Origin of the sequence: Bacillus sp. FSL R10-2780, assembly GCF_038006125.1 — a bacterium.
Classification (GTDB): domain Bacteria; phylum Bacillota; class Bacilli; order Bacillales; family Bacillaceae_G; genus Bacillus_A; species Bacillus_A cereus_U.
In genome coordinates this window covers 1,519,009-1,543,124 of the sequence record NZ_JBBOUQ010000001.1, presented here as the reverse complement: position 1 = coordinate 1,543,124, position 24,116 = coordinate 1,519,009, and the positions used below count along the sequence as shown (strand labels likewise).

The following is a 24,116-nucleotide window of genomic DNA, read 5'->3' as shown; positions in this document are numbered from 1 at the left end:
GCATTAAGGTAAGTATTCGAGAAGTATGAAGGTGCAAAACAATTCGATTGCTAAGCATGTAAATACGCGAGGGGTAATCATATGACAATTTATATTGCATTACTACGGGGAATAAATGTAGGTGGGCATAAAGTAATCAAAATGGCGGATTTGAAAAAAGTCTTTGAATCAATAGGGTTAAAAAAAGTGAAAACATATATTCAAAGTGGAAATGTAGTGTTTGAGTCAGAAGAAGAGATAAGTTTTTTAAAGGAACGAATTGAATGTGAAATTAAGAATGTTTTTGATTTCGATGTTCCAGTTATGTTAAGAACAAAAGATGAATTTATAAATATTATAAAAACGTGTCCTTATGAAGCCGATTTATTGTTAGAAGGAGAAAGCATACATGTTGCCTTTTTAGCCAATGCACTTTCTGAAGAAGACAGTAATCAATTGCTTACGATTAAAAGCGAAATAGAAGGTTGTCATATTGAAGGAAGGGTAGTGTATTTATTTTTCAAAAAAAGCATTCGGAATTCTAAACTAATGAACCAGTTTCAAAAATTACATACGCCAGCTACAGTAAGGAACTGGCGGACTGTGAATAAGCTGAAAGCAATAGCAGAAGAGATTTAAATAAAAAAGTGGTTTTCTATTTACAGAAAACCACTTTTTTTATTTATATTGTTTGGCGACAATGAGTTCAACGATAGGGAAAATAAGAAAGGAAGAACAGAGCGCAATAAAGAGTGGAAGGTTTTTTACACCATCCAAATTGGAAACCATAGAAAATCCTTCCGAGCAGAGTAATATAAGGAACATAACACCTACAAGCACAAAATACGCGATTTTAAAGCTTTTATATGTAATTTGTTGTCCCATCTCATCTTGACTTTCTTTCGATACTCCGTTTGGATCTCCCCATGTAATATGATTAATTAAATTACTAAGTATTAAAGAAGCAGCGAAAATCGTTCCACCCAAAATTGAACCTTCAGTTGCGTATTTGTATGCGCCATGTCCGAGTATCGCGATTAACGATAAAACAATGATTACAAAAATAATCTTTTTAGTATTCAATATATAATTGCACCTCCACCATTGTCAAAAAACCTTTACAACCATAGTATAAAATTGGAAAAGTTTTATGTTAAATACTTTTTACACGATAAATGAATATTTGTGATATTTTGTTTAAAGGATGAAGAAAAAATTACATTACATTTGAATGTAAAAGAATGGGCTCGCATATATTTGGAAGGGATGTCAGATTAAATTAGGGGGTAGTTATGTCTATTCTTTTAAAAGCTGGTGCAGATGCAGGAAATAATGGTTTGAAGTTAATGGTGAAAGGGCAGGAACCCATTTTTATTCCGAGTATTTATTCCTTATATATAGGTGAGCCTACGGGGTTGTTAGATGAGGGTGAAGTTTCATCGTCAGAATTAGAGAATCACATTGATGTGACCATTAGTTCTCCATCGCTAATGTTAAATAATGTACGATACATCGTTGGAGAAAAAGTGATTCAAGATCAATTAAAAGGTACTGAAGTGGAGAAGAAATCAAATAAATCTACTGATGAGTTAATGGTTATTACAATCCTTTCAGGTTTAGCGATAAGTGCTATGCGTCAAAGTCCAACTTCAAGTCATATTAATATTCGTTATGATTTATCTGTTGCTCTTCCAATGCAACTTATTACACAGGAAATCGCTGCTGAAAATTCGAAACGGTATATGGGTAATCACAAGGTCATATTCCATTATCCAAATGGACGCGATGTTACGATTAATGTTTCTATTGAGTTTTGTAAATGTCTACCTGAAGGCGCTTCTGGGACGTGGGGGATTGTATATGATGAGGAAGGAAATGTTGTGAAACATAAAATAGAATGTGAACAAAATCAAGTTTCAGAAATTGATTTTGTAGATAAAACTTTATTGTCTTTTGATATTGGCGCGGGGACAACGGAAGAAGTTGTTTCATTAGGAGTAAATTTCCGTCCGCAATTAAGTAAAGGATTATCGTACGGTGTAAAAGAAACGTTACTACAAATTATTACGAGATGGAATCGGAAATATCCTACGAAAACAATTGATAGTATTACAGAATTCAACCAAATTTATTTAAATGAAAAGCATCCAAGAAATGCATTGTTAGTTGAGGAATCGCAGCCAGCGTTTTTAGGTTTAGCAGCACGCGTTGCAACGGATATTATTAACAAAATTGATGATATGAAAGACGATCCATATGTATTTATTTATGGTGGGGGCGCAGTTATTATTAAAAATAGCTTAAAAATGATTTTGAAACAAAAAGGACGCTTGAAAAATGTAATTTTTGTAGATAACCCGTTATTCACCAATGCTCGTGGTCTTTTAGTATATACATGTTCGCCAAAATATAGAGAGCATAAGCAAAAAGAGTTAGGATTCACAAACTTAACGATAAGTTAGTTGGTGGAAGTATGCGATCTAGGCGATTTAAACGTGGTGATCGAGTGAAAATAAATATTAATAAATCGGTATCACCTGAAATGATTGCATGGCTTAATAAACAAACTAATCCAACTAATTTCTTTTTCTTTGCAGCGCAGCAATTATTTAAACAAGTAGGAGATATTGATGTATCAAAAACTTTGCCAAGTAGCCATGTTTTTTCTTTATATATAGAACCATCATCTCTATTAAAAGTTGAAATGAATCCATTTAAAAACGTACCACTAGAAAATAGTAAATCCACCGAAAATGTAAAAAAAAAATCGTGGGAATCTGTTGACCAGTTAGATTGTCCATTTTTTTAAGCATAGAAAAATATAGGTAGAGCCCATCACTATACATACGAATGCAGTGATGGGTTTTTGATATTGTATCGTAATCTTTATAAATAGAAGGGGCAAAATAATTTGTGCCCCTTCTAATAGTTGTTCTTATCTTATACGGGATATATGTTCTGAAACTGCTTTAATAATTTTATCCCAGTCATCGGGATGAATCTCGTGCCCTGTACCTTCAAGGGATAATAGCTTTGAGTTCGGAATTTCATCAATAAGTGCGAGTCCATGTTCAAGTGGAAGAGCTTTATCGTCTGTACCATGAATTACTAAAGTAGGTACTAGTAATGATTTAAGTATACCTTCATAAGAATCATCACCTGTAAGGAGGGCGTGATTAAACATACTTAATAGATTGTTAGCACGTTCTATTTCTTGCTTTACTTGTTTTAAAGTTCTTGCTTCATCAAATATACGCTTTGATCCACAGAGTAGACGTGATCCTGTAATTAAATATTTCGCTATAACATCTTTATTTGTCCAATCTAAATTTGCACCATTAGCATGATGTGTCAAAATTCTTTCATCCATTGGAGGCAAATCACGAGTATTGTTATCAGATCCAATAACGCTTGTTGCTAGTAATGTTAAGGTCAAAATTCTTTCTGGGTGTTTTACTGCAGCAATTTGAGCAATCATACCTCCTAATGACATGCCAAAAAGGTGTGCCTTGTCAATATGATACGCATCGAGTACTCCGATTGCATCTTCAGCCATATCTGCTACAGTGTAATTGGAAGTCCCAGGCTCATATGTAACAGAACGCCCAACATCACGGTTATCATAGCGAATGACAAACCTTCCTGTGCTAGCCAACCTTTCACAAAATTCTTCATCCCAATAAACCATTGAACACGTAGCTCCCATAATTAATAATATTGCTGGGTTATTAGGATTTCCAAAGCCTTCTGTACATATATCAATACCGTTTACTTTGAAAACTTGTTCACTCATAGCACACTCTCCGTTTCATTTAAAGGTCATTAATAAATAAAGAGAAATATAACTTTGGGTGTTTCTTAAGCGTAAATTAGATTGTATTTAAGTGAAATAAATGTTTTTTGCACTCATGATGCTTAATTAGTAGAGTAGCATAAATATCACCTCCAAACATATTTATTTTCATACAAGGCGAAAAATTTTGAAAAATAATTGTTTGTTATTAAAATAAACAGCAAGGGGGCGAGGAAATGAAAGCAATTGTTATTAATCAATATGGTAGTGTTGGAGAATTACAAGAAAGACAAGTTCCAAAGCCGGTTGTTAAATGTAATGAAGTATTAATACGCATACACGCAACATCTGTCAATCCTGTTGATTGGAAAATAAGAAAGGGAGACTTACAAAAAAAGTTGCGATTTTCATTTCCAATTACATTAGGATTAGATGTTGCTGGAGTAGTTGAAGAAGTTGGAGAAGATGTGAATCATTTTAAAATAGGAGATAAAGTATTTACGAAACCCGAAAATATAGGGAAAGGTTCTTATTCTGAATACATTACAGTGAAATCAAATTTAGTAGCGCAAATGCCAAATAATCTTAATTTTGAAGAAGCAGCATCTATACCTCTTGCAGGACTAACAGCTTGGCAAAGTCTTGTTGATTATGCACAAATAAAAGAAAATAACCGAGTATTAATTCATGCTGGAGCGGGCGGAGTAGGGAGTTTTGCAATTCAAATCGCAAAATCATTTGGGGCCTTTATCGCAACAACTGCAAGTAGTAAAAATGAAGAGTTTTTAAAGTCTTTAGGTGCTGACCTCATTATTGATTATAAAAAAGATAAATTTGAAGAGCTACTATCAGATTATGATATTGTGTTAGATACAATCGGCGGAGAAGTACAAGAAAAAAGTTTTCGAATTATTAAATCTGGTGGTGTTCTAGTTTCTATCGTTCATGAACCACTGCATGAAGTAAAGGGCATAAAATCAGGGTTTTTATGGTTGAAACCAAGTGGGAAGCAATTAGACGAATTAACTAGTTTGATCCAAGCTGAAAAAATTAAACCAATCATTAGCAAGGTTGTTCCGTTTAATGAAAAAGGAGTTAGAGAAGCTCATATTTTGAGTGAAAGTCAGCATACTAGAGGGAAAATTGTAATTACAATTGAATGATGGTTACATAAATATATGAGTGGTGACTATAAAAAATAAGAATTGTCACCACTCGTATAAACTACAATTTTTGCATGACAAAAGTAATCGCATTCGTATTTAATTGAATGTGTGTACCGTTTCGTACAATATCATACGTTAAATTTTTTATTTCAACTTGTACTTCTTGCCATTCGGTATAAACATCTTTTAGTGTATGTATCATTTCTTTCGTAGAAAGGTTAATTTCAATTAAAGCATCTAATGCTTGATTCGTTTCCAAGTCAATTTCTTGAATGTTAGAGTTGACTATTAAACAGTTGATACCACCACTCTTTGTACCATTTTTCATAGCGTGAAGCACTTTTTTAAAATCTTCTATTGATCTGACATGCTCTAAGCTTGATACTGCAATGATGTAATTATAAGTATTAGAGGGAATATAGTAGTCTTCAATTGCTGCTTGTTCCGTTTTTATGTATTCAAATACACCATGTTCTTTGCTATAAACTTGTAACTTCGTTAAAGCCGAATCAAGTAGATCAACACAAGTAACGGTGCCGCCACTATTCATGATTTTTTGTGCAATCGGAATACTGTTTCTACCGACACCAGAGCCAAGGTCAAGTATGTGTAGGTCTTTCTGTCCTTCAAAATAGTTCAGCATGTCCATAACTGTTTTAACAGGTTTATACAGCCAAGATCCTGCTTCGAATAATTTGTATTGTTCATAGCAAAGATCGTGATACTTTTTCTCTTCTTGTCTTATGTAATCGATTCTGTTCATAGTGTTTCAGCTCCAATAGTTTCATGGCGAAATGAATAGGTTGGACAACCTTTAACATTCATTTGAATTCGAAATATACCACCAGCATGTGGGTACTGTTTTAATTCCGCATCCGTCATTCTTGTTCTGGCTGTTGTAATATATAAATCGGTCAAATTAGGCCCTCCAAATGTACACGACGTTACATATAAAGCAGGAATCGGAATACTTAAAATCTATTCTCCAGTCAAGGGATTCCATCTAGTAATCTTCGATCCTCCCCAATGTGCAATCCATAAACAACCTTCTACATCAATTGTCATACCATCGGGTATACCTTCATTTTCTGGGAAGATGATAACATCTGTTGGATTGCTAATTACACCAGTATGTATATCATAATGAAAACGGACTACTTTTTTAGTAGGTGTATCAATAAAATAAAGGTATGTATTGTCAGGAGACCATGCTATGCCGTTTGATGTATTTACATGTGACACTTTTTTCTCTACGTTGAGATTAATATTTAAAGAATACAAGGAACCGGCGCCGCTTATACCATATAAGTCAGTAGTCCCTGCCCAGAAGCGACCAGCTGGATCGCATTTCCCGTCATTAAAACGATTTTCTATTAAATGTGGTTCAGGATCATAAATATGTGTAAGTTTTTCTGTATTTAGATTAAGAGAGTAAAAGCCTTTTTCCATAGCTAAAAGTACTACATCATCTAGATATGGAACAACACAACCGATTTGTTGGTCGAGAGTAATCACTCGATTCATATTACTAGCAGGATTGTAGAGGCATAATTTCTTCTCCATAATATCAACCCAATATAATATTTGTCTTTTCTCATCCCAGCAAGGACCTTCACCTAAACTTGCCTTTGCATCTACGACTAATTCAATATTTCTGTGCAATATGTTTCACCTCAATTCATTAAAGATACATATAAAATTCGATAAAAATGTAGGTAAACCTTTTGTCGGATTGGAATAAAAAAGATGTACTGTGAAAAAACGAAGGCCTTCTCACGTAACTCGAAAATAGCATATAACTATGAGGAGGAAGAGGTATAGGATGTTTCATGTGAAAATGTATTGCGAGTATATAAAAGGAGTGAAAAGTATAAGCGATTTAAAGAGAAACCGAAAGTGACATAATGTTGTGATGGTGTAGTCACAACATTCAACTTGAATGAATATATTTTTTAGATAGGGAAAATATGTGTTATTAATTTCTGTTCAGAAAAATTTGACAATATATACGTTATAAATTATCCTGTGTAAAAAACTAATATAAATTGGCATTGAAGAGAAGAGTAGAGTAGTTAAGAATGAATACATACAGAGAGCTCTGGTAGCTGAGAAAGAGCGGTATACATCTTAATGAAAAAAGACTTGGAGCTGCGCAAGGAACTAATTTGTTTAGGGATGGTGCGACGGGTTCTCCCGTTATAGAGATAGGGTATAAGCATATTTTGCCGTACCTGAAGAGGTTAATATGGTGACGTATTAACAAACAGAGGTGGTACCGCGAAGCTAATAACTCTCGTCCTCAAGATGAATAATCTTGGGGGTGGGAGTTTTTTTATTGCATAAAACTGAAAATGTGAAAACAAAAATACAATTGAGGTGAGTAACATATGCATTGGGCGTATGAAGTAGCACATGAATTAATTAGAAAGCATCCAAACAAAGAAACTTTTGTTTGCGCATCTGGAATAAGTCCATCTGGTTCTGTTCACATTGGAAACTTTCGTGAAATAATAACGACTTATTTCGTTGTAAGGGCGCTTCAAAATTTAGGGAAAAAGACTCGTTTCATATTTTCATGGGATGATTATGACAGGTTTAGAAAAGTTCCCCAAAATATTGATCCATCTTTTGCAAGGTATATTGGTATGCCATACTCTGATATTCCAGATCCGTATGGATGTCATGACTCGTATGCAGAGCATTTTGAAAAAGAGTTTGAGAAATCGCTCAAAGCATTTGGAATTGAAGTAGAATTTATTTATCAACATGCTGAATATAGAAGCGGAAGGTATAACGAAAACATATTAGAGTCTTTGTATAAAAGAAAAGAAATATATGATATTTTAATGGGTTTTAAAACAGGAATACACCGAGAAGAAGATAGAGAAAACTTTTATCCCGTTACGTTATATTGTGAGAGCTGCGGGAAAGATGCAACAACTATTACACATTTTGATGAAGTATTAAAAACAGTTCGGTATGATTGTGAATGTGGAAATCAAAATAAATTATCCGTATTAAATACAAATCAAATGAAACTGAATTGGAAAATCGATTGGCCGATGAGATGGATGATAGAGGATGTTATTTTCGAACCGGGCGGAAGAGATCATTCATCGGAAACAGGTAGTTATAATGTATCAAAAGAAATTGCAAGGAAAATATTCAATTGTGAAGCCCCTCATTACGTTGCTTATGATTTCATTGGAATTAAAGGGCATCATGAAAAAATGTCCAGTTCTTCAGGGAATAGTATTACACCTAGCGACTTATTAAAAGTGTATTTACCAGAAGTGATTCTTTTTATGTTTGCAAAATATAAGCCTGATGCAGCTTTTCATATTGGACTTGATGAAGATGTGATACGTAATTATACAGAGTATGAACGATTGAAGGACAGTTATGAAAATAAAACACTCAAAAATGAAGATTTATTTGATGCAATTAAACTTTCTAGACATGATAGCCGATTTAAAGAGTATCCAAAGTTTAATCAAGTAGCAGGAACTTTACCGTTATTAAATTTTGATTCATCTATTTTACAAGATATATTAGAGAAAATAGATAGGAGCTATGGATTATTTGAAATGGTAGCGATAAGTAATCGTGCAGAGCATTGGATAAGAAACTTTCAATCTGAAAAATTAATTGAGGTAAATCAAGAGAAAAATACGGAGTTTTATAACACATTAGATGAAAGGCAGAAAAAATGGCTAGTGGAAGTTTGTAAAATATTACGTTCTAATAAAGATTATTCTAACTTAATGGAACAATTGTATCCGATTTGTCATCATGAAAATAAAAAAATAATGAAAGAAAATCAAAAACAATTATTTGCCATTATATATAGGCTCATTATGAATCAATCAAGTGGTCCACGTATACCTTTATTAATACATGTGGTAGGCGCCAGAAAATTCGTCACATTATTAGATTTCTAAAGTACATTAAAAAATAACGCAAGTACTCAAAAGAATAAGTACTTGCGTTGCTTAATTTTTGCTATCGTGAATACATTTTCGGACATTCATCACCACGTGGTTCGTAAAAACAATGGCTTTTAAATTGCCCTGCAAACGGCTGATTATACCATTCAGGCGGACAAGCTCCAACTGGACGGAAATACCAAAGAGCCCACCTTGCCGGCCAGCGCCATTCACCTTGTAAAACTTTTCTTGCGATTTCTTTTTCTGATTCACGGGCACGTTGATAAAAGTATCCGTATTGAACCGCTTCGAATCCGCCAGGGCTTTGATATACAGCATCAGGTACGGTACGGAGTTGTTTAAAATCTAAGCAATCGCAAAATACACGGTTTACTACAACACATCCGACAAGTTGTTCACCTTGTCGTCCTTCGCCCTCAGCTTCAGCACGGATTAAACGTGCTAGTAAATCAACGTCACTTTCGTTGTATGGAATAAGGGGCATTGTAATACCACCTTTCTTTACTTGTTATAGTAAAGAGTGTATGTTTCAAAATGAGCTAAGTGCTTTTGTAATCTGAAAATAACTTTTAATTTTAACAAGGAGCTTGTATGAATTAGAGCTAATTAGTTATAGAAGATAATATTGAAAAGGGAGAGGTAGTATGTATCGTATTCATAAAGAACATATTATTTATGCAATGTCACCAAATAATGAGCCATGTATAGAAGTAGACACTGGGAGTCGGATTGTATTTGAAACGTACGACTGCTTTGAAAATCAAATTGATTCGGAAAATGTCGTATTTCAAGAACTAGATTGGAATCGAATTAATCCAGCGACTGGCCCTGTATATATTAAAGGAGCAGAACCTGGTGATATATTAGTCGTAATGATTGAAAAGATTAAAATTTCAGAGCAGGGTGTTTTAACAACAGGTGCGAACCTTGGTGTAATGGGGGATGAGCTAAATGAAAATACAGTGAAAATTGTCCCAATACACAATGAACATGTTATATTTTCAAATGAAATACAGATTCCAATTAATCCGATGATTGGTGTCATTGGCACGGCCCCTAAAGAAGACAGTATTTCATGTGGTACGCCGCATGATCACGGCGGGAATATGGATTGTAAAGAGATAAAAGAAGGAACAACATTACTATTACCTGTAAATGTTTCTGGTGCTCTTTTAGCATTAGGGGATTTACACGCCGCAATGGGTGATGGTGAAATTGGTGTTAGTGGAGTGGAAGTTGCTGGAGAGGTAACTGTAACTGTTCAAATTATAAAAGAAAAGAAATGGCCATTACCAATGGTTATCCAAAAAGAAAAAATAATGACGATTGCTTCAGAGAAATTGTTAGACGATGCAGCGAATCGTGCTGTACATAATATGGTGACATTTTTACATGAGGAATTAGAAATGTCTAAAGCTGATGCAACCCTTTTATTATCAGCAGCAGGTAATTTAAAAGTTTGTCAAGTTGTGGATCCACTAAAAACGACGCGGATGGAACTAAGAATGGACTATGTGGAGAAGCTGGGTTTTAATTGGAGTAAATTTAATATTAAATAAGAATAATAGAAGAAGGATGCTGTTTTATAAAAGTATCCTTTTTTAATTTACGGATTAAATAAAAAGAGGTAGTATTTATTTTGTGTAAGTATATTTGAGATTGTGAATTAAAAGGAGTTTAAGAATGGTTAAAATTATGATTGTAGAAGATGATATGAAAATTGCGGAGCTATTATCAACTTATGTTGCGAAATACGGTTACCAAGGAATTGTTATATCGGATTTTCAAAATGTGTTAGACATATTTTTAGAAGAACAACCAGAGTTAGTTTTATTAGATATTAATTTACCAAGCTTTGACGGTTACTATTGGTGTCGTCAAATTCGTGCGGTTTCCACATGTCCAATTTTATTTATCTCGGCCCGTGAAGGTACGATGGATCAAGTTATGGCGTTAGAAAATGGTGGCGATGATTTTATTCCGAAGCCTTTTCATTATGAAGTTGTAATGGCAAAAATTCGTAGTCATTTAAGACGTGCTTACGGAGACTATGCACCGAAACTAGAAGAACGAATGATTGAGCAACAAGGTCTTTGTTTATATCCAGAAAGACTTGTGTTAAAACTTAGGGGGCAAGAGATTGATATAACGAGAAACGAAGCTATTTTATTAGAGACGCTAATGAAAAATCACCCGCGTGTTGTGAGTAGAGAAGTGTTACTTAATAAATTATGGGATAGTGAATCTTACGTTGATGATAATACATTAAGTGTAAATACAACACGTGTGCGTAAAAAGTTAAAAACGTTACATATTGAAGGAGCAATTGAAACAATTCGTAGTGTTGGATATAGATTACATATTACTTGGGATAATGGTATGGAAAAATGATAAGGTTGTTTATTCGTGATCATATACCGCTTATTTGTTTTACAGCGATCCAACTACTAGCTATATTCCTAGTTTATTGGTTTGATGGGCATAATCATATTTCAACGGCATTATATGCAATGTTTTTAGGTGCTTTTTTTATGATAAGTTATTTATTATTTCGTTATTTTACACATCGTTCTTTTTATGAACGTTTAGCAAATCCATTGCAATCTTTGGATGAATCCGTTCAAAAATCTGATTTTGCAGTTTTATCTACCGTACTCCAAGATTTGCTTGATGCACAATATCGTCATTATCAAAATCAGCTGCAATTACAAGAGAGAAAAAATAATGATCATTTAACCTTTATGAATCAGTGGATTCATCAAATGAAAACACCTCTATCTGTAATAGAATTAATTACACAGGATGAAGTGGATTCGCGTTTTGAAAGTATTAATGAGGAAACAGATCGGTTAAAAAAGGGATTAGAGATGGCATTATATGTCGCGCGTTTAGAAGCATTCACACAAGATTTTTATGTAGAAAGAGTACAACTACATAAAGTAGTAAATGATTCCGTGCATGAACATAAACGCTTCTTTATCCGGAGTTTTGTATATCCAGAGCTTGAAATTGATAAAGGTATTACTGTAGAAAGTGATGCGAAATGGTTGCAATTTTTAATTGGACAAATTATATCGAATGCGATTAAATACTCATCAGGTAGTAGAGAAAAGATTAAAGTGAAAGCATGTAGGGAAGGTAATACAGTTGTATTTGAAATTGCCGATAGTGGCGTCGGGATACCGAAGCAAGATTTACCAAGAGTATTTAAACCGTTCTTTACAGGAGAAAATGGTAGAGATTTTAAAGAATCAACTGGAATGGGGTTATATCTTGTATATGAAATTACAAAACAATTGGGACATAGTGTAGAGATCCATTCAGAAGTTGATAAAGGTACCGTTGTACGAATAATATTTTTTAATGTGTAACAATTGATTAAGGCTAAAGAACTTTGGAGATAAGTTTTTTAGCCTTGTTTTGTACCATTTAAAAATAAAAAATTATTTACCTTAGAGAAGTAAAAGCGAAGTGTTTATTATTTGTTTATGGTAGGGGGGATTGTAATGGATATTCGTAAAATGAGATATTTCATAACAGTGGCAGAAGAATTAAACTTTAGTCGTGCAGCAGAGCGTCTTATGATGGCACAACCGCCTTTAAGCCAAGAAATTCGAAAATTGGAAGAAGAATTAGGAGTTCAACTTTTTCACCGGACAAAAAGAATGGTTGAACTTACCGATGCTGGGAAAATATTTTTAGAAGGTGCACGGCAAACGTTGCTTCAAGTAGATAGAACCATTAAAGAAACACAGCTTGCGGATGAAGGGAAGATAGGACATTTAATAATTGGTTTTGTCGATTCTACAGAAACCGTTATAGAGATATTAAAAAAATTCCGAGAACGTTTTCCTAAAATACAGCTCATATTACGCGAGATGACAACAGACCAGCAAATAAAAGCGCTCTATGAAAAACAAATTCATATTGGATTTATTCGTTCTAAGCAAAATAATGAAATATTGTCTTCCGAAGTTTGTTCTGAGGAGTGTTTAAAATTGGTTTTACATCAAGGTCACCCTTTAGTTTCGTTACCTAACATTTCAATCAAATCATTAGTTGATGAACCATTTATTTTATTTCCCCGTCATTTTGGTACAAATTTTTATGATTTAATTATTAGTTACTTTTGGGAACATGGAGTAAGTTTAAATATTGTTCAAGAAGCGATCCAAATGCAAACGATTGTAAATTTAGTTGCAGCAGGAATGGGGATTTCTGTCGTTCCATCATCGGTGGAAAGTTATAAAAAATCGGGTGTCATATATAAAGACATTCAAGAAAATACACCGAAAATAAATTTATATGTTGGATGGAGACAAGATGAAAAGTCTGTCGTGTTAGAGAACTTTTTAACAGTTGTTAGAGAGGTTTATGCGACTTCACAATTTGAATTTAAAGAGTAAAAGCCCATCTTGATAGGATGGGCAGTGAGAAATTGGAAAGTGAAACTTCTATTTTTATTTTAAAGTTAGACTACAAGGTATTTTGTGGTTTTTAAAAAGTAATTCACTGATGTTTCAACCTGTTTTGCTCGGATCGTACTCAATGAAACCTTTTAGTACACTATCAATCTGATCCATTATTTCAGGGTGTAATTTAACACTAGAAGCAACTGCATTTTCTCTTATTTGCTCTGGGTTTGAAGCACCTATAATTGCGGAGGAAACAGCTGGATTTTGTAGTACCCATGCAACTGCGAGTTGAGATAGGGTAAGATTAGTTTCTTGCGCGATGGGATTGAGTTTCTGAATTGCAGTGAGTACATCATCACTCATCCAACGTTGCACGAGTTTGTGGAAAAATGGTTTGCCAGCATCTGAGTTAGCGCGTGATTGAGTCGGTAATGGTTTACCAGGTTGATATTTTCCTGTGAGAATACCTTGTGCAAGGGGGGACCATACAATTTGACCAAGTCCCTCACGTTGACATGTTGGTATTACATCAGTTTCGATAACTCGCCACAACATCGAGTATTGAGGTTGGCTAGCGATGAGTGGAATTTTCAATTCTCGTGCAAGTGCTGCACCGCGGGTAATTTGTTCCGATGTCCACTCACTTACACCAATATAATGGACTTTTCCTTGCCTTACAAGATCTGAGAAAGCTAACATCGTTTCTTCAAGAGGAGTTGTTGTATCAAATCTATGTGCATAATAGACATCAATGTAGTCTGTCTGTAACCTGTGTAAAGATGCATTACAATTTTCTAAAATATGCTTTCGTGATAAGCCTCGATCATTTTTTCCGGGTCCAGTCGGATGGCATACTTTTGTACATAGTTCTATACTTTCTCGGCGTATACCTTGCAAAGCCCGGCCAAGTACTTCTTCGGCTATAGTGTCTGAATAAACATCGGCAGTATCGAACGTTGTAATTCCAACATCTAGTGCGACTTTCACACAATCCTTTGCAGTATCCTCATCTACTTTTCCACCATGGTTTATCCAGTTCCCATATGCAATCTTGCTTACTGTTAATCCACTGTTTCCTAGTTTGCTAAACTCCATTGTAGTATCCTCCTTTTAAAATGATATCTTCATTATAAGAACTGAAATTTAATATGTATAATATATAATTTATTGGAGATTTATATAAAAAATATATAAGTGGGAGCGCGTAGAAGTTTACATGATAGTAAAATCTAAAGCAGTATCACATATAATTACATTTACTCATACAGTACTACTATGGTACAATATGGTTACTAACGACGGAAAGGAATGATGGGTGGACGATGATTAACTAATCTTATTTTTAAATGTTGAAATTAAATAAATTTCAATTTATAAAAAATAGGATTAGTCTGCCCGATTTCCATACAATAGTATTGCTATTTATTTTGCTTAATAGCTTATTTGGGTATAAATATTTTAATGACTAATCCTGCCAAATTAATTTGGGAGGATTTTTTTGTTCTCCCTTAATGAAAGGGATCGGTAATATGAAAGAACTTTTAAAATTAAATGATGTTTATGTTGAAATAATAGAAAATACTTTATTAGAGAAAATGAATGTTACAGTAAAACAAGGGGATGTTATCGGATTAATTGGTAAAAATGGTGCTGGTAAATCAACGTTACTTCAATTAATTAATGGGAAGATTGAGCCATCAAAAGGTACTGTTGAATGGCAGCAAATGAATGTGACAACGGCATATGTTGAACAAGAAACAGAATCCTTTATTAGTAATGATGTGATTGCAAAAGAAGCAGAACTTCTTGCGAAATGGGGCGTGCCAACGAACGATTTTCTTACTTTAAGTGGTGGTGAAAAGCTGAAAGTTCGATTAGCAAAAGGGTTTTCCGAAAATCCTAATTTATTAATATTAGACGAACCGACAAATCATTTAGATGAGACGAGTACGGAATTTCTCATTAAACAAATAAAAAATATGAGAGGTACAGTTATCGTCGTATCGCATGATCGATATTTTTTAGATGTTGTCGCAACAAAAATATGGTCAATTGAGGATAAAAAATTAATTGACCATAGCGGTAATTATACGAGTTATATGAAAGCACGTGAGCAAAAAAGAATGACGCAGCAGCGTGAATATGAAAAACAGCAAAAAAAGATAGAACAAGTAGAATCACAAATAAACGAATTAAGTTCATGGTCACAAAAGGCACATGCACAGTCTACAAAACAAGAAGGCGTTAAAGAATTTTATCGTGTGAAAGCGAAGCGAATGGATGCGCAAGTGAAGTCGAAACGGAAACGTCTCGAAAAAGAGCTTGAGAAAACGAAAGTAGAACGTGTTAAAGAAGAGTATTCAGTTGAGTTCTCTATTCAAGCGAATAAAAAAGTAGGAAAACGCTTTTTAGAAGTGACGCAATTAAAAAAAGTCTTTCATGGAAGAACTTTATTTGAAAACGTTAATTTTACAATCCAACACGGTGAGAAGGTTGCTATTGTTGGACCAAACGGTAGTGGGAAAACAACATTATTGAAGATGATTATGGGAACAGAAACTGTTCAAGGAGAAATATGGATGTCACCATCTGCAAACATCGGTTATTTAACACAAGAAGTATTTGATTTACCACTGGATAAAGCACCAGAAGATTTATTTTTTAAAGAGACATTTGAAGAAAGAGGAAAAGTCCAAAATTTAATGAAACATTTAGGGTTCCAGGCTTCTCAATGGAAAGAGCCGATTGAGCAAATGAGCATGGGAGAACGAGTGAAGTGTAAGCTAATGGCGTATATTTTAGAAGAAAAAGATGTTCTTATTTTAGATGAACCGACAAATCATCTAGACTTACCTTCAAGGGAACAGCTTGAAAATACATTGGCTGAGTATAATGGAACACTAGTTATAGTTTCTCACGATCAATATTTTCTGGAGAAAACAACTAACACGAAACTCGTGTTTTCAAATAATACGATACAAAAGCAGCTAGAAGAATCTATTAAAACAAGAGATGATATTGAAGAGCTACGTTTAACGTTAGAAACAGAGAGACAAGAAGTATTAGGTAAATTAAGCTTTTTAACTTCTAACGACAAAGACTATGAAGAACTTGACGAACGATTTAAAGAACTTACGAAGCAAATAAAGGCACTTTAATGTAATTATGGGTACCTCTAGCTAGGAGGTATCTATAATTACTGAATTATAAAGTGAAACTTTAATCAGTAGGGGTTTTGTTCATCCCCTACTGATTATTAGCCCACACCAATCGGGCATTTACTGCCCGCAAATAGCTGGATAAACGTGATTAAGGGGGATTATCATGGGAGAAGAAAATTCGACTAAGTTATTTAGAATAGACTGTGGTGATATTTACTTACAAGAGTTTTCCACCAAAGATGCGGAGAGTATTTATAAAATATCCAATCAACCTGAAATATTTAATTTTTTGCCAGACTGGAAATCAACGAAAGAACAAAGGGTTGATTGGGTTATCAATGATGAAATACCAGCAAATAAAGCATTTCTTAATGCAGTGACAAATACATTTAACATAGATGATCATATATTAAAGCTAGGAATATTTAATAAAGATACAAATGAATTTATTGGATGGTGCTGCACAAGCATTAAAGAAGAACTCCCTTCACCAAATAGAGAAATCATGTATGCTATTTCCAGCGAGTATCAAAATAATGGTTACGCTACGAAAGCGACTAAAGGGTTGATTGATTATTTGTTTAAAAATACAAATGTAGATGTTCTTAACGCAGTTGCTTTAATTAACAACGTACCATCAAATAAAGTTATTGAAAAATGTGGATTTACTTATCTGAGTCAACAGACGATAGAAAACCAACTATATAATCATTATCTATTAAGTAAATCAGAATGGATAAAAAATATAGCTCTTTAAAAGGAGCTATAATGAAATGATTACAAAAAAGCTTAGAGCTAAAACTCTGAGCTTTTTTACGTACTATTTACTTTTTGATTTTACTTGTGAATTATAAGTTGTTATTCATCATTTTGAAGTTGTATAGTTATTTTTTATAATATATTGCATGTAGTTAATAAAGAATATAAGTTGTCCCGGCGTCAGAGATAAGTAGCATTGTATTTCATGCTACTATGTATATATTATAAGATAGATATACGCCGGTTGTAGCTTAAAAATAGATTTGTTATCAGTTTTTTTAGAAATCTTACAAGCGTGTAAGATAAATGAAAGATGAATCAATATGAGCTGTAAGACAATTCCTTTACACTTTATAGTGAGCAGTACAAATGAAGGGAGAATATAAATGGAAATTTTACATGCAAAAAGTATTAGTAAAGTATATAAGGGGAAAATACCTTTTAAAGCATTGGTAGATATTGATTTATCAATTCAAGAAGGTGAATTTATAGGGATTATGGGACCATCAGGAAGCGGGAAAACAACGTTATTAAATATGGTATCTACTATCGATTCTCCAACATCGGGAGAAATATTAATAAATGGCACAAATCCTTTCCAGTTAACATCAGATAATTTAGCATTATTCCGTAGAAAACGATTAGGATTTGTTTTTCAATCATTTAATCTACTTAGCACACTTACAGTAAAGGAAAATATCGTATTACCGATGACATTAGATGGTGTTTCTGTACAAGAAATGAACAAACGAGTGGAAGAAATTGCAGAGAAATTAAATATTACAGATATATTGAGTAAAAGAACTTTTGAAATTTCAGGGGGACAAGCTCAAAGAACAGCAATCGCTCGTGCTATCGTTCATAAGCCGCAATTATTACTTGCAGATGAACCAACAGGGAACTTGGATTCTAAATCTTCAAATGATGTAATGGAGATGCTAGATGCTCTTAATAAGGAAGAAAAGGCAACGATGATGTTAGTTACACATGATCCGTATGCAGCGAGTTTTTGCAGCAGAGTTATATTTATTAAAGATGGTCAACTATATAACGAAATTTATTGTGGTGAAAGCAGGCAAGCATTTTATCAAAAGATTATGGATGTCCTTTCTTTGTTAGGGGGGAAAAGACATGACTTTTCGTCAGTTCGCATTTAATAATATTTTTCGTAATAAGCGTACATATGCTGCCCATTTTTTAAGTAGTGCATTTTCTATTATGATTTTCTTTACGTATGCTCTTTTATTATTTCATCCTGATTTACAAGGAGAATTAAAATCGACAAGTGCAACAATAAGTGCATTCGGTACATTGGGATTTACAGTTTCGCAAGGATTGATTTTTGTATTTTCATTTTTCTTTATTTTATATTCAGTTAGTTCGTTTTTAAAAACGCGTAAGAAAGAATTTGGCATATTAATGATGCAAGGAATGTCAATGAGGCAGCTTAAGAAATTATTATTAATTGAAAATATGTTAATTGGACTTGGGTCAATTTGTATAGGGATTTTCATCGGACTCATATTTTCTAAACTAGTGTTATTGATAAGCGCAAGTGTATTAATGATTAGTAATGGTTTACCTTTTTATATACCAGTGCAGGCTGTATTATTAACAGTCATCACATTTCTTTTATTATTTTTAATTGTTTCGCTCGTTACATTTAAAATGATAAAAGTAACAGAACTTGTGGAACTTATACAAGCAGAGGAAAAGCCAAAGCCAGAACCGAAAGCATCAATTTTATTATCGCTACTTTCTTTAATTAGTATAGGGTATGGATATTTTTCAGTATTTCGCTTTATCCCAAGTACTAATTTTATTACGCTTGGAATAGGGGTGCTCCTAGTAATTATAGGAACGTACTTTTTATATACACAGTGTAGCGTTTATATATTGCACCTTGCGAAAAGGAGAGAATCTTTCTTTTTAAAGCGAACAAATATATTAACATTTTCAGAGTTAATTTACCGTATGAAAGATAACGCAACGATGTTTTTCATTGTATCTATTATTTCAGCAGTTGCATTTACAGCAATCGGTACAACAGCTGCTCTTGGTAATAGGAATTTAGTATGGATGACAAACCCATATACATTTCTGTATGAAAGCTCTGAAAACAACAAATTGGTAGATAAACATCTCTCTATTATAAAAAAACATCTTGCGGATGCAAATATTCCGTACCGAATGGCTTCATCTTCAAATAAATTTACAGAAAGTAACGTAAATGTATTGAAATTAAGTGAATATAACGAACTTACGAGAGCACTCGGGTACCAACAAGAAACGATTGAAAAAGAAGATGAAATTTTACTAATCCCTGGAAGGGTGTCACAAAAACAAGAATTTAAAAATGGTGACTATAAAAAAAATATTGAAGTCATTCAAGGAGATTGGACAAAGACATTTCGTGTGAAAAAAACTGTGGGGAATTTAGTTTTACCACATGATCCTAGTAGTATTTATATTGCTGTTCAAGATCATGTGTATGATGAAATTCCTCATACGAGTAATCCAAAAGATGAAAATATTCAACATCGTACTTACGGATTTGTTGTAGATGATTGGATAAAAACGAAAGAGATTTCAAATCAATTAAAGAATGTATTCGATAAAGATCTTAGGGACAGCGATTTCTACTTTGAAGCTTTAACATTAAACTTGTTGGAGGCAAAGCAAAAGAATGGTTTATTACTTATGGCAAGTGTTTTAGTTGGAATCGTTTTCTTTACATTTGCTGCTAGTTTTATTTATTTCCGATTATATACTGATTTGGACCGTGATCAACAACAATATAAAATGATTTCGAAAATGGGATTAAGTAAACGAGAGTTAAAAAAAGTTGTAACGAGACAGTTAGTATTAATGTTCTTCTTACCGATTATCATTGCAGTGATTCATACTGTAGTTGCGTATACAGCACTGCAACAATTAGTCGATTTTTCTATTTTAAATAGCTCGATCGTTATTTTAATTTCATTTATATGTATACAAGTTTTATATTTCTTTATAACTCGTTGGCGTTACCTACAAAAGCTTTATAAAGTTATGGAGCAATAGAGTATATTAGCTTGTAAGACTACACAAAAGTATGTGAAAAAATGAACTGTATGATGAAAGGAAACGCGATGAAAAGAACTTTAACTATTTTTATGTTAACGATACTACTTTTAATAAGTTTTAGTGCATGCTCTAAAAAGGAAAATCCATTTCCTGCAAACGGTTTATTAATCATTGGAGATGAAAATAAAATTTCACCAATTATTAATCGTTATCAAGAAATTACGAAAGAAAATGAAGTGTTTTCTGTGAAAAAAGGTAAAGTTGGAAATGGACAGGTATTAATTTTAAATGAATCTACAGCACAAGCATTGATTAAAGAAAAAGTTTTTCGTAAACGAGATAATGGCTCCAATTATATTATAGATACGTTACCGAAATTCCCAAAAGAAGGTTCGCTGTTGTTTACACATGAAGACGAAAAGAATATGAAAAGTATTGAATTAGAAGGAAAAGAGATTCCAGTTTCATACGATAGTGACGCTTGGATAGGTAACACTCGTACATATCCAACGCAATGGTATGTGATTGTAGCACAAAATAGTGTGTATAAAGAAATAAAGGCAAATGAAACGAAAATGCACCTTCTTCATCTGAAAAAATCTTTAGGAGATGAAAAACCTAAAATGTCGACAGATAATACATTGGTTAATGAAAATGTCAAAGTAACAAGGCTAATTAAAGGTTTGGAAGGAGAAGTATCTTTTCAGTTTGTAACGATTGGAGAAAAATCTTAAAAAAGAGTTCAAGGTTGATAAAAACTTTATCAGTCTTGAACTCTTTTTAGTTTATAGACCAATCAAATATTATGCTTTACATTACTTCATTTAATCGAGTCTCACTCGTTTCTTCAATCGTATTTGAATTTTGAACTGAATTATTTTGAGCTTCTTTTTCTTTACGGACTTTTTGTAGCATTTCAAGTATGATCCATAAAGGAACACCTTTATCTTTCAACATCTTCCATAAATCTAATTCGCTAAATTTATGCTCAAGTCGTTTCATTTCTTTTTCAGATGAACGAATATCAAATTTGATTTCTTATCTTCAAGTTTAGTAGAAGAGATAGTATTATGCTCAAGAATAGATGGAGTTATTTTAGTAGGTTGAGATAATGTATGAATGTTTGATCCGATTTGCATGCTTTTTTCCTCCTTTTCAAGCAATAAAATTAGTTTTCTTATGAATATTAAATCCATTTAACATGAGGAAACTACATTAAATTATAAATTTGAATAATCAGATTTAAAAGTTGTATTGTAAAAAGTAAATGTTAGCTTGAATTAATATTTATCAACATTTGTGTATGTTTTCTATATATACAACGTATATAAAATACTTTACATTATGTTTAAGTTAAAAACGAATTGTGTAAATCTTTTTCACGGAAAAATGTAAACGTTTTATTAGGGGGGGAAGTATGGGGAAGCTATTTTTAAAAATATGTTTTTTTGCATTAGTGACTGTTTGTTCATTTGTAGCGAAAACAACTTACGCTGAAGAGAGGCAACAAAATAATTATCCTATCATTTTAGCGAATGGATTTGCTGGATGGGGTAGGGAAGAAATGCTAGGGGTAAAATATTGGGGTGGTGTTCATGATATACAGGAAGATTTAAAAAGAAATGGTTATACAGTTCATACGGCTGCTGTTGGCCCTGTTTCTAGTAATTGGGACCGTGCATGTGAATTATACGCGCAAATTAACGGTGGAACAGTAGATTATGGTGCGGCACATGCTGAGAAACATGGACATAATCGTTTTGGTAGAACATATAGTGGTTTTGCACCGAATTGGAGTGAAACAAATAAAGTTCATTTAGTTGGGCATAGTATGGGAGGACAAACGACGAGAACATTAGTACAGCTATTAAAAGAAGGAAGTTATGAAGAAAAAAATTATGTGAAAAACTATCCAAACGCAAAGATATCACCACTATTTGAGGGTGGAAAATCATATGTTCATAGTGTTACAACATTAGCAACTCCTCACAATGGTACAACACTTGCGGACGGAAGTCTATTGCTTCCGTTTGTTAAAGATTTACTCATTACAGCTGCGAGTTTAGGAGGAAACAATAATTTATCATTATATGATTTTAAATTGGAACAATGGGGTATAAAAAAGAATGCCGGAGAGTCCTTCTTCCAATATACTGATCGGATTTTAAATAGTTCAATTTGGAAAAATACAAAAGATATAAGTCAATGGGATTTAAGTACTGATGGTGCAAAAGAGTTAAATAATTGGGTAAAGACGCAATCGGATGTATATTACTTATCGTATAGTGGACATGCATCGCAAGCAGCACCTATAACAGGTTTACAATTACCTCATATTACGATGAACAAAGTGTTAATGGGTAATGCATTTTTCTTAGGTTCCTATGCAAGATATGAAGAAAATCGCCCATTAATTGATACATCTTGGTGGCAAAATGACGGTGTAGTAAATACAAATTCTATGATTGCGCCTTCGTCTAATATTGCCGTAAATAATAATGAGTCTTTACAGGTTGGAAAATGGAATCATATTGAAACGAAAGTAAATTGGGATCATCTCGATATGGTAGGATTAAGTGTTTCAGACACGTTAGGTTTTTCTAATATTCAAGAATTTTATAGAACAATTGCAGAAAAGTTATCACGGCTACCGCAATAGTTAATAATAAAGCGCTCTCGATGGAATTCGGGGGCGCTTTATATTATATTGAAAGAGGGATTTGGTAGAAAAATATGGGGGGATATTATGAAAATTCACATTGTACTATCTGGATATGGAACAGTAGGAAGAGAGTTTATAAAATTATTAAATGAAAAATATTTATATATAAATGAAACATATGGAATAAATTTAGTGGTAAGTGGCGTATTAGGTAGAAATGTTGCAATACGTAATGAGGGAGGGTTATCTATTCATCATTTATTAATGTATGGTGGCGGTACTGCTGCGATTGAAAAATATATAGAACATCATCCGGAGGAACGTGGAACAAGTGGGATAAGTGGCACTGTATTGGTAGAATCAACTGTTACAAATCTAAAGGATGGAAATCCAGGAAAACAATATATAAAACAAGCGATTGAGAAACATATGGATATAGTCGCAATTTCTAAAGGTGCACTCGTTACAAACTGGAGAGAAATAAAGGAAGCAGCAAAAATGGCAAATGTACGTATTCGATATAGCGGTGCAACTGCGGCTGCGTTACCGACATTAGACATTGGACAACTAAGTTTAGCAGGTTGCCATATTGAAAAAATAGAAGGAATATTGAACGGGACAACAAATTATATTCTTACAAAGATGCATGAAGAAGATAAGACGTTTGAAGAAGCGTTGCAAGAAGCACAAAATAAAGGAATTGCGGAGACTAACCCGTTATTAGATATAAGCGGGATGGATAGCGCTTGTAAATTATTACTTTTGACGAATAGTTTAATGGGAACAGATTATTCACTCAAAGATATACAAATAAACGGAATAGAGCACGTTACAACGCAACAAATTCAAAATGCAAAGGAACAAAATAAATCTATTAAATTGATTGCATCAGCATATAAAGATGCTAATGGAAAAGTAAATCTTAGTGTAAAACCTTGTAATTTAGAGAAAGAACATCCATTAGCAAATATAAATAGTACCGAAAAAGGAATTACATTCTTTACGGATTCAATGGGACAAGTGACAACACTTGGAGGGGCCTCAAACCCACGTGGGGCAGCCGCAGCCGCTTTGAAAGATGTAATCAATCTATATCGAAAGGATTTATAGGCTTTATAACCGTACCGCTATTCATAAAAAATACATATGTGGTGGACCTTTTGAGAAT

21 protein-coding genes, 2 pseudogenes and 1 other annotated feature are annotated in these 24,116 nt (G+C 33.4%); of the genes and pseudogenes, 16 read left to right on the top strand and 7 right to left on the bottom strand.

Annotation, left to right across the window (positions count from 1 at the left end; genetic code table 11):
* Nucleotides 1–81 precede the first annotated feature (81 nt).
* A complete protein-coding gene (locus tag NSQ47_RS07960) occupies nucleotides 82–618 on the top strand; it encodes a DUF1697 domain-containing protein (protein ID WP_002161546.1) in 537 nt (178 codons plus the stop codon).
* A 39-nt stretch (nucleotides 619–657) separates the two neighbouring features.
* Here NSQ47_RS07960 and NSQ47_RS07955 read toward each other — a convergent pair whose 3' ends face one another.
* On the bottom strand, nucleotides 658–1,062 hold the full coding sequence (locus NSQ47_RS07955) for a hypothetical protein (RefSeq protein WP_341036575.1): 405 nt from the start codon (nucleotides 1,060–1,062) through the stop codon (nucleotides 658–660).
* Nucleotides 1,063–1,271: 209 nt separating this feature from the next.
* Between NSQ47_RS07955 and NSQ47_RS07950 the strand changes: the two genes are divergently transcribed.
* Both NSQ47_RS07950 and NSQ47_RS07945 read left to right on the top strand, forming a co-directional pair.
* Nucleotides 1,272–2,441, top strand: a complete 1,170-nt coding sequence (locus NSQ47_RS07950; protein ID WP_002161548.1) for a ParM/StbA family protein — start codon at nucleotides 1,272–1,274, stop codon at nucleotides 2,439–2,441.
* Between the two features lie 11 nt (nucleotides 2,442–2,452).
* Entirely contained in the window at nucleotides 2,453–2,788 is a 336-nt protein-coding gene (locus tag NSQ47_RS07945) for a hypothetical protein (protein ID WP_078173600.1), read from the top strand.
* 126 nt (nucleotides 2,789–2,914) lie between these two features.
* Here NSQ47_RS07945 and NSQ47_RS07940 read toward each other — a convergent pair whose 3' ends face one another.
* A complete protein-coding gene (locus NSQ47_RS07940) occupies nucleotides 2,915–3,772 on the bottom strand; it encodes an alpha/beta fold hydrolase (RefSeq protein ID WP_341036574.1) in 858 nt (285 codons plus the stop codon).
* Nucleotides 3,773–4,008: 236 nt separating this feature from the next.
* Between NSQ47_RS07940 and NSQ47_RS07935 the strand changes: the two genes are divergently transcribed.
* Nucleotides 4,009–4,935: an NADP-dependent oxidoreductase gene (locus tag NSQ47_RS07935; RefSeq protein ID WP_341036573.1), complete on the top strand. Its 927-nt coding sequence runs from the start codon at nucleotides 4,009–4,011 to the stop codon at nucleotides 4,933–4,935.
* Between the two features lie 61 nt (nucleotides 4,936–4,996).
* On the opposite strand, the gene NSQ47_RS07930 is transcribed toward NSQ47_RS07935, so the two are convergent.
* Nucleotides 4,997–5,701 (bottom strand): class I SAM-dependent methyltransferase, encoded by a 705-nt coding sequence (locus NSQ47_RS07930; protein ID WP_341036572.1) that lies wholly within the window; start codon nucleotides 5,699–5,701, stop codon nucleotides 4,997–4,999.
* A pseudogene (locus tag NSQ47_RS07925) lies at nucleotides 5,698–6,600 on the bottom strand (SMP-30/gluconolactonase/LRE family protein). The gene NSQ47_RS07930 and the pseudogene NSQ47_RS07925 overlap by 4 nt, the downstream one beginning before the upstream one ends.
* A 380-nt stretch (nucleotides 6,601–6,980) precedes the next feature.
* Nucleotides 6,981–7,242 (top strand) — a binding site (T-box leader).
* An 83-nt stretch (nucleotides 7,243–7,325) separates the two neighbouring features.
* On the opposite strand from NSQ47_RS07925, the gene lysS reads away from it, so the two are divergent.
* Nucleotides 7,326–8,879 carry a lysine--tRNA ligase gene (lysS, locus tag NSQ47_RS07920; RefSeq protein ID WP_341036571.1) on the top strand — a complete coding sequence of 518 codons (1,554 nt, stop codon included), beginning with the start codon at nucleotides 7,326–7,328 and terminating at the stop codon, nucleotides 8,877–8,879.
* Between the two features lie 61 nt (nucleotides 8,880–8,940).
* Here lysS and NSQ47_RS07915 read toward each other — a convergent pair whose 3' ends face one another.
* Complete coding sequence (locus NSQ47_RS07915) at nucleotides 8,941–9,369, bottom strand: cell wall hydrolase (protein WP_002119861.1); 429 nt, start codon at nucleotides 9,367–9,369, stop codon at nucleotides 8,941–8,943.
* Between the two features lie 160 nt (nucleotides 9,370–9,529).
* Here NSQ47_RS07915 and NSQ47_RS07910 point away from each other — a divergent pair, with 160 nt between their 5' ends.
* The 4 genes from NSQ47_RS07910 to NSQ47_RS07895 all read left to right on the top strand — a co-directional run bounded on the left by NSQ47_RS07910 (nucleotide 9,530) and on the right by NSQ47_RS07895 (nucleotide 13,291).
* Entirely contained in the window at nucleotides 9,530–10,444 is a 915-nt protein-coding gene (locus NSQ47_RS07910; protein WP_002161556.1) for an acetamidase/formamidase family protein, read from the top strand.
* 124 nt (nucleotides 10,445–10,568) lie between these two features.
* Nucleotides 10,569–11,276 carry a response regulator transcription factor gene (locus NSQ47_RS07905; RefSeq protein ID WP_341036570.1) on the top strand — a complete coding sequence of 236 codons (708 nt, stop codon included), beginning with the start codon at nucleotides 10,569–10,571 and terminating at the stop codon, nucleotides 11,274–11,276.
* Nucleotides 11,273–12,256, top strand: a complete 984-nt coding sequence (locus NSQ47_RS07900) for a sensor histidine kinase (RefSeq protein WP_341036568.1) — start codon at nucleotides 11,273–11,275, stop codon at nucleotides 12,254–12,256. The genes NSQ47_RS07905 and NSQ47_RS07900 overlap by 4 nt, the downstream gene beginning before the upstream one ends.
* Nucleotides 12,257–12,391: 135 nt before the next feature.
* Nucleotides 12,392–13,291, top strand: a complete 900-nt coding sequence (locus tag NSQ47_RS07895) for a LysR substrate-binding domain-containing protein (RefSeq protein WP_341036567.1) — start codon at nucleotides 12,392–12,394, stop codon at nucleotides 13,289–13,291.
* 114 nt (nucleotides 13,292–13,405) lie between these two features.
* Here NSQ47_RS07895 and NSQ47_RS07890 read toward each other — a convergent pair whose 3' ends face one another.
* A complete protein-coding gene (locus tag NSQ47_RS07890) occupies nucleotides 13,406–14,395 on the bottom strand; it encodes an aldo/keto reductase family protein (protein ID WP_341036566.1) in 990 nt (329 codons plus the stop codon).
* Nucleotides 14,396–14,829: 434 nt separating this feature from the next.
* Here NSQ47_RS07890 and abc-f point away from each other — a divergent pair, with 434 nt between their 5' ends.
* The 5 genes from abc-f to NSQ47_RS07865 all read left to right on the top strand — a co-directional run bounded on the left by abc-f (nucleotide 14,830) and on the right by NSQ47_RS07865 (nucleotide 21,020).
* Nucleotides 14,830–16,458 (top strand): ribosomal protection-like ABC-F family protein, encoded by a 1,629-nt coding sequence (gene abc-f / locus NSQ47_RS07885; protein ID WP_341036565.1) that lies wholly within the window; start codon nucleotides 14,830–14,832, stop codon nucleotides 16,456–16,458.
* A 166-nt stretch (nucleotides 16,459–16,624) separates the two neighbouring features.
* Nucleotides 16,625–17,218, top strand: coding sequence for a GNAT family N-acetyltransferase (locus NSQ47_RS07880; protein WP_341036564.1), 594 nt, complete (start codon nucleotides 16,625–16,627; stop codon nucleotides 17,216–17,218).
* 388 nt (nucleotides 17,219–17,606) lie between these two features.
* Nucleotides 17,607–18,377, top strand: a complete 771-nt coding sequence (locus NSQ47_RS07875; RefSeq protein WP_341036563.1) for an ABC transporter ATP-binding protein — start codon at nucleotides 17,607–17,609, stop codon at nucleotides 18,375–18,377.
* On the top strand, nucleotides 18,352–20,283 hold the full coding sequence (locus tag NSQ47_RS07870; protein ID WP_341036562.1) for an ABC transporter permease: 1,932 nt from the start codon (nucleotides 18,352–18,354) through the stop codon (nucleotides 20,281–20,283). The genes NSQ47_RS07875 and NSQ47_RS07870 overlap by 26 nt, the downstream gene beginning before the upstream one ends.
* A 53-nt stretch (nucleotides 20,284–20,336) precedes the next feature.
* A complete protein-coding gene (locus tag NSQ47_RS07865; protein ID WP_078173675.1) occupies nucleotides 20,337–21,020 on the top strand; it encodes a lipoprotein BA_5634 family protein in 684 nt (227 codons plus the stop codon).
* A gap of 76 nt (nucleotides 21,021–21,096) precedes the next feature.
* On the opposite strand, the pseudogene NSQ47_RS07860 reads toward NSQ47_RS07865, so the two are convergent.
* Nucleotides 21,097–21,425: pseudogene (locus NSQ47_RS07860) on the bottom strand (DUF3914 domain-containing protein).
* 278 nt (nucleotides 21,426–21,703) lie between these two features.
* On the opposite strand from NSQ47_RS07860, the gene NSQ47_RS07855 reads away from it, so the two are divergent.
* Both NSQ47_RS07855 and NSQ47_RS07850 read left to right on the top strand, forming a co-directional pair.
* Nucleotides 21,704–22,945: an esterase/lipase family protein gene (locus NSQ47_RS07855; RefSeq protein ID WP_341036561.1), complete on the top strand. Its 1,242-nt coding sequence runs from the start codon at nucleotides 21,704–21,706 to the stop codon at nucleotides 22,943–22,945.
* Between the two features lie 87 nt (nucleotides 22,946–23,032).
* Nucleotides 23,033–24,058, top strand: coding sequence for a homoserine dehydrogenase (locus NSQ47_RS07850; protein WP_341036560.1), 1,026 nt, complete (start codon nucleotides 23,033–23,035; stop codon nucleotides 24,056–24,058).
* Nucleotides 24,059–24,116: the final 58 nt, after the last annotated feature.

Excerpts from the sequence above, each read along its gene's own strand:
- NSQ47_RS07960 (WP_002161546.1), top strand. The coding sequence starts at position 82 with ATGACAATTTATATTGCATTACTACGGGGAATAAATGTAGGTGGGCAT.
- NSQ47_RS07950 (WP_002161548.1), top strand. The coding sequence starts at position 1,272 with ATGTCTATTCTTTTAAAAGCTGGTGCAGATGCAGGAAATAATGGTTTG.
- NSQ47_RS07945 (WP_078173600.1), top strand. The coding sequence starts at position 2,453 with ATGCGATCTAGGCGATTTAAACGTGGTGATCGAGTGAAAATAAATATT.
- NSQ47_RS07940 (WP_341036574.1), bottom strand. The coding sequence starts at position 3,772 with ATGAGTGAACAAGTTTTCAAAGTAAACGGTATTGATATATGTACAGAA.
- NSQ47_RS07935 (WP_341036573.1), top strand. The coding sequence starts at position 4,009 with ATGAAAGCAATTGTTATTAATCAATATGGTAGTGTTGGAGAATTACAA.
- NSQ47_RS07930 (WP_341036572.1), bottom strand. The coding sequence starts at position 5,701 with ATGAACAGAATCGATTACATAAGACAAGAAGAGAAAAAGTATCACGAT.
- lysS (WP_341036571.1), top strand. The coding sequence starts at position 7,326 with ATGCATTGGGCGTATGAAGTAGCACATGAATTAATTAGAAAGCATCCA.
- NSQ47_RS07915 (WP_002119861.1), bottom strand. The coding sequence starts at position 9,369 with ATGCCCCTTATTCCATACAACGAAAGTGACGTTGATTTACTAGCACGT.
- NSQ47_RS07910 (WP_002161556.1), top strand. The coding sequence starts at position 9,530 with ATGTATCGTATTCATAAAGAACATATTATTTATGCAATGTCACCAAAT.
- NSQ47_RS07905 (WP_341036570.1), top strand. The coding sequence starts at position 10,569 with ATGGTTAAAATTATGATTGTAGAAGATGATATGAAAATTGCGGAGCTA.
- NSQ47_RS07900 (WP_341036568.1), top strand. The coding sequence starts at position 11,273 with ATGATAAGGTTGTTTATTCGTGATCATATACCGCTTATTTGTTTTACA.
- NSQ47_RS07895 (WP_341036567.1), top strand. The coding sequence starts at position 12,392 with ATGGATATTCGTAAAATGAGATATTTCATAACAGTGGCAGAAGAATTA.
- NSQ47_RS07890 (WP_341036566.1), bottom strand. The coding sequence starts at position 14,395 with ATGGAGTTTAGCAAACTAGGAAACAGTGGATTAACAGTAAGCAAGATT.
- abc-f (WP_341036565.1), top strand. The coding sequence starts at position 14,830 with ATGAAAGAACTTTTAAAATTAAATGATGTTTATGTTGAAATAATAGAA.
- NSQ47_RS07880 (WP_341036564.1), top strand. The coding sequence starts at position 16,625 with ATGGGAGAAGAAAATTCGACTAAGTTATTTAGAATAGACTGTGGTGAT.
- NSQ47_RS07875 (WP_341036563.1), top strand. The coding sequence starts at position 17,607 with ATGGAAATTTTACATGCAAAAAGTATTAGTAAAGTATATAAGGGGAAA.
- NSQ47_RS07870 (WP_341036562.1), top strand. The coding sequence starts at position 18,352 with ATGACTTTTCGTCAGTTCGCATTTAATAATATTTTTCGTAATAAGCGT.
- NSQ47_RS07865 (WP_078173675.1), top strand. The coding sequence starts at position 20,337 with ATGAAAGGAAACGCGATGAAAAGAACTTTAACTATTTTTATGTTAACG.
- NSQ47_RS07855 (WP_341036561.1), top strand. The coding sequence starts at position 21,704 with ATGGGGAAGCTATTTTTAAAAATATGTTTTTTTGCATTAGTGACTGTT.
- NSQ47_RS07850 (WP_341036560.1), top strand. The coding sequence starts at position 23,033 with ATGAAAATTCACATTGTACTATCTGGATATGGAACAGTAGGAAGAGAG.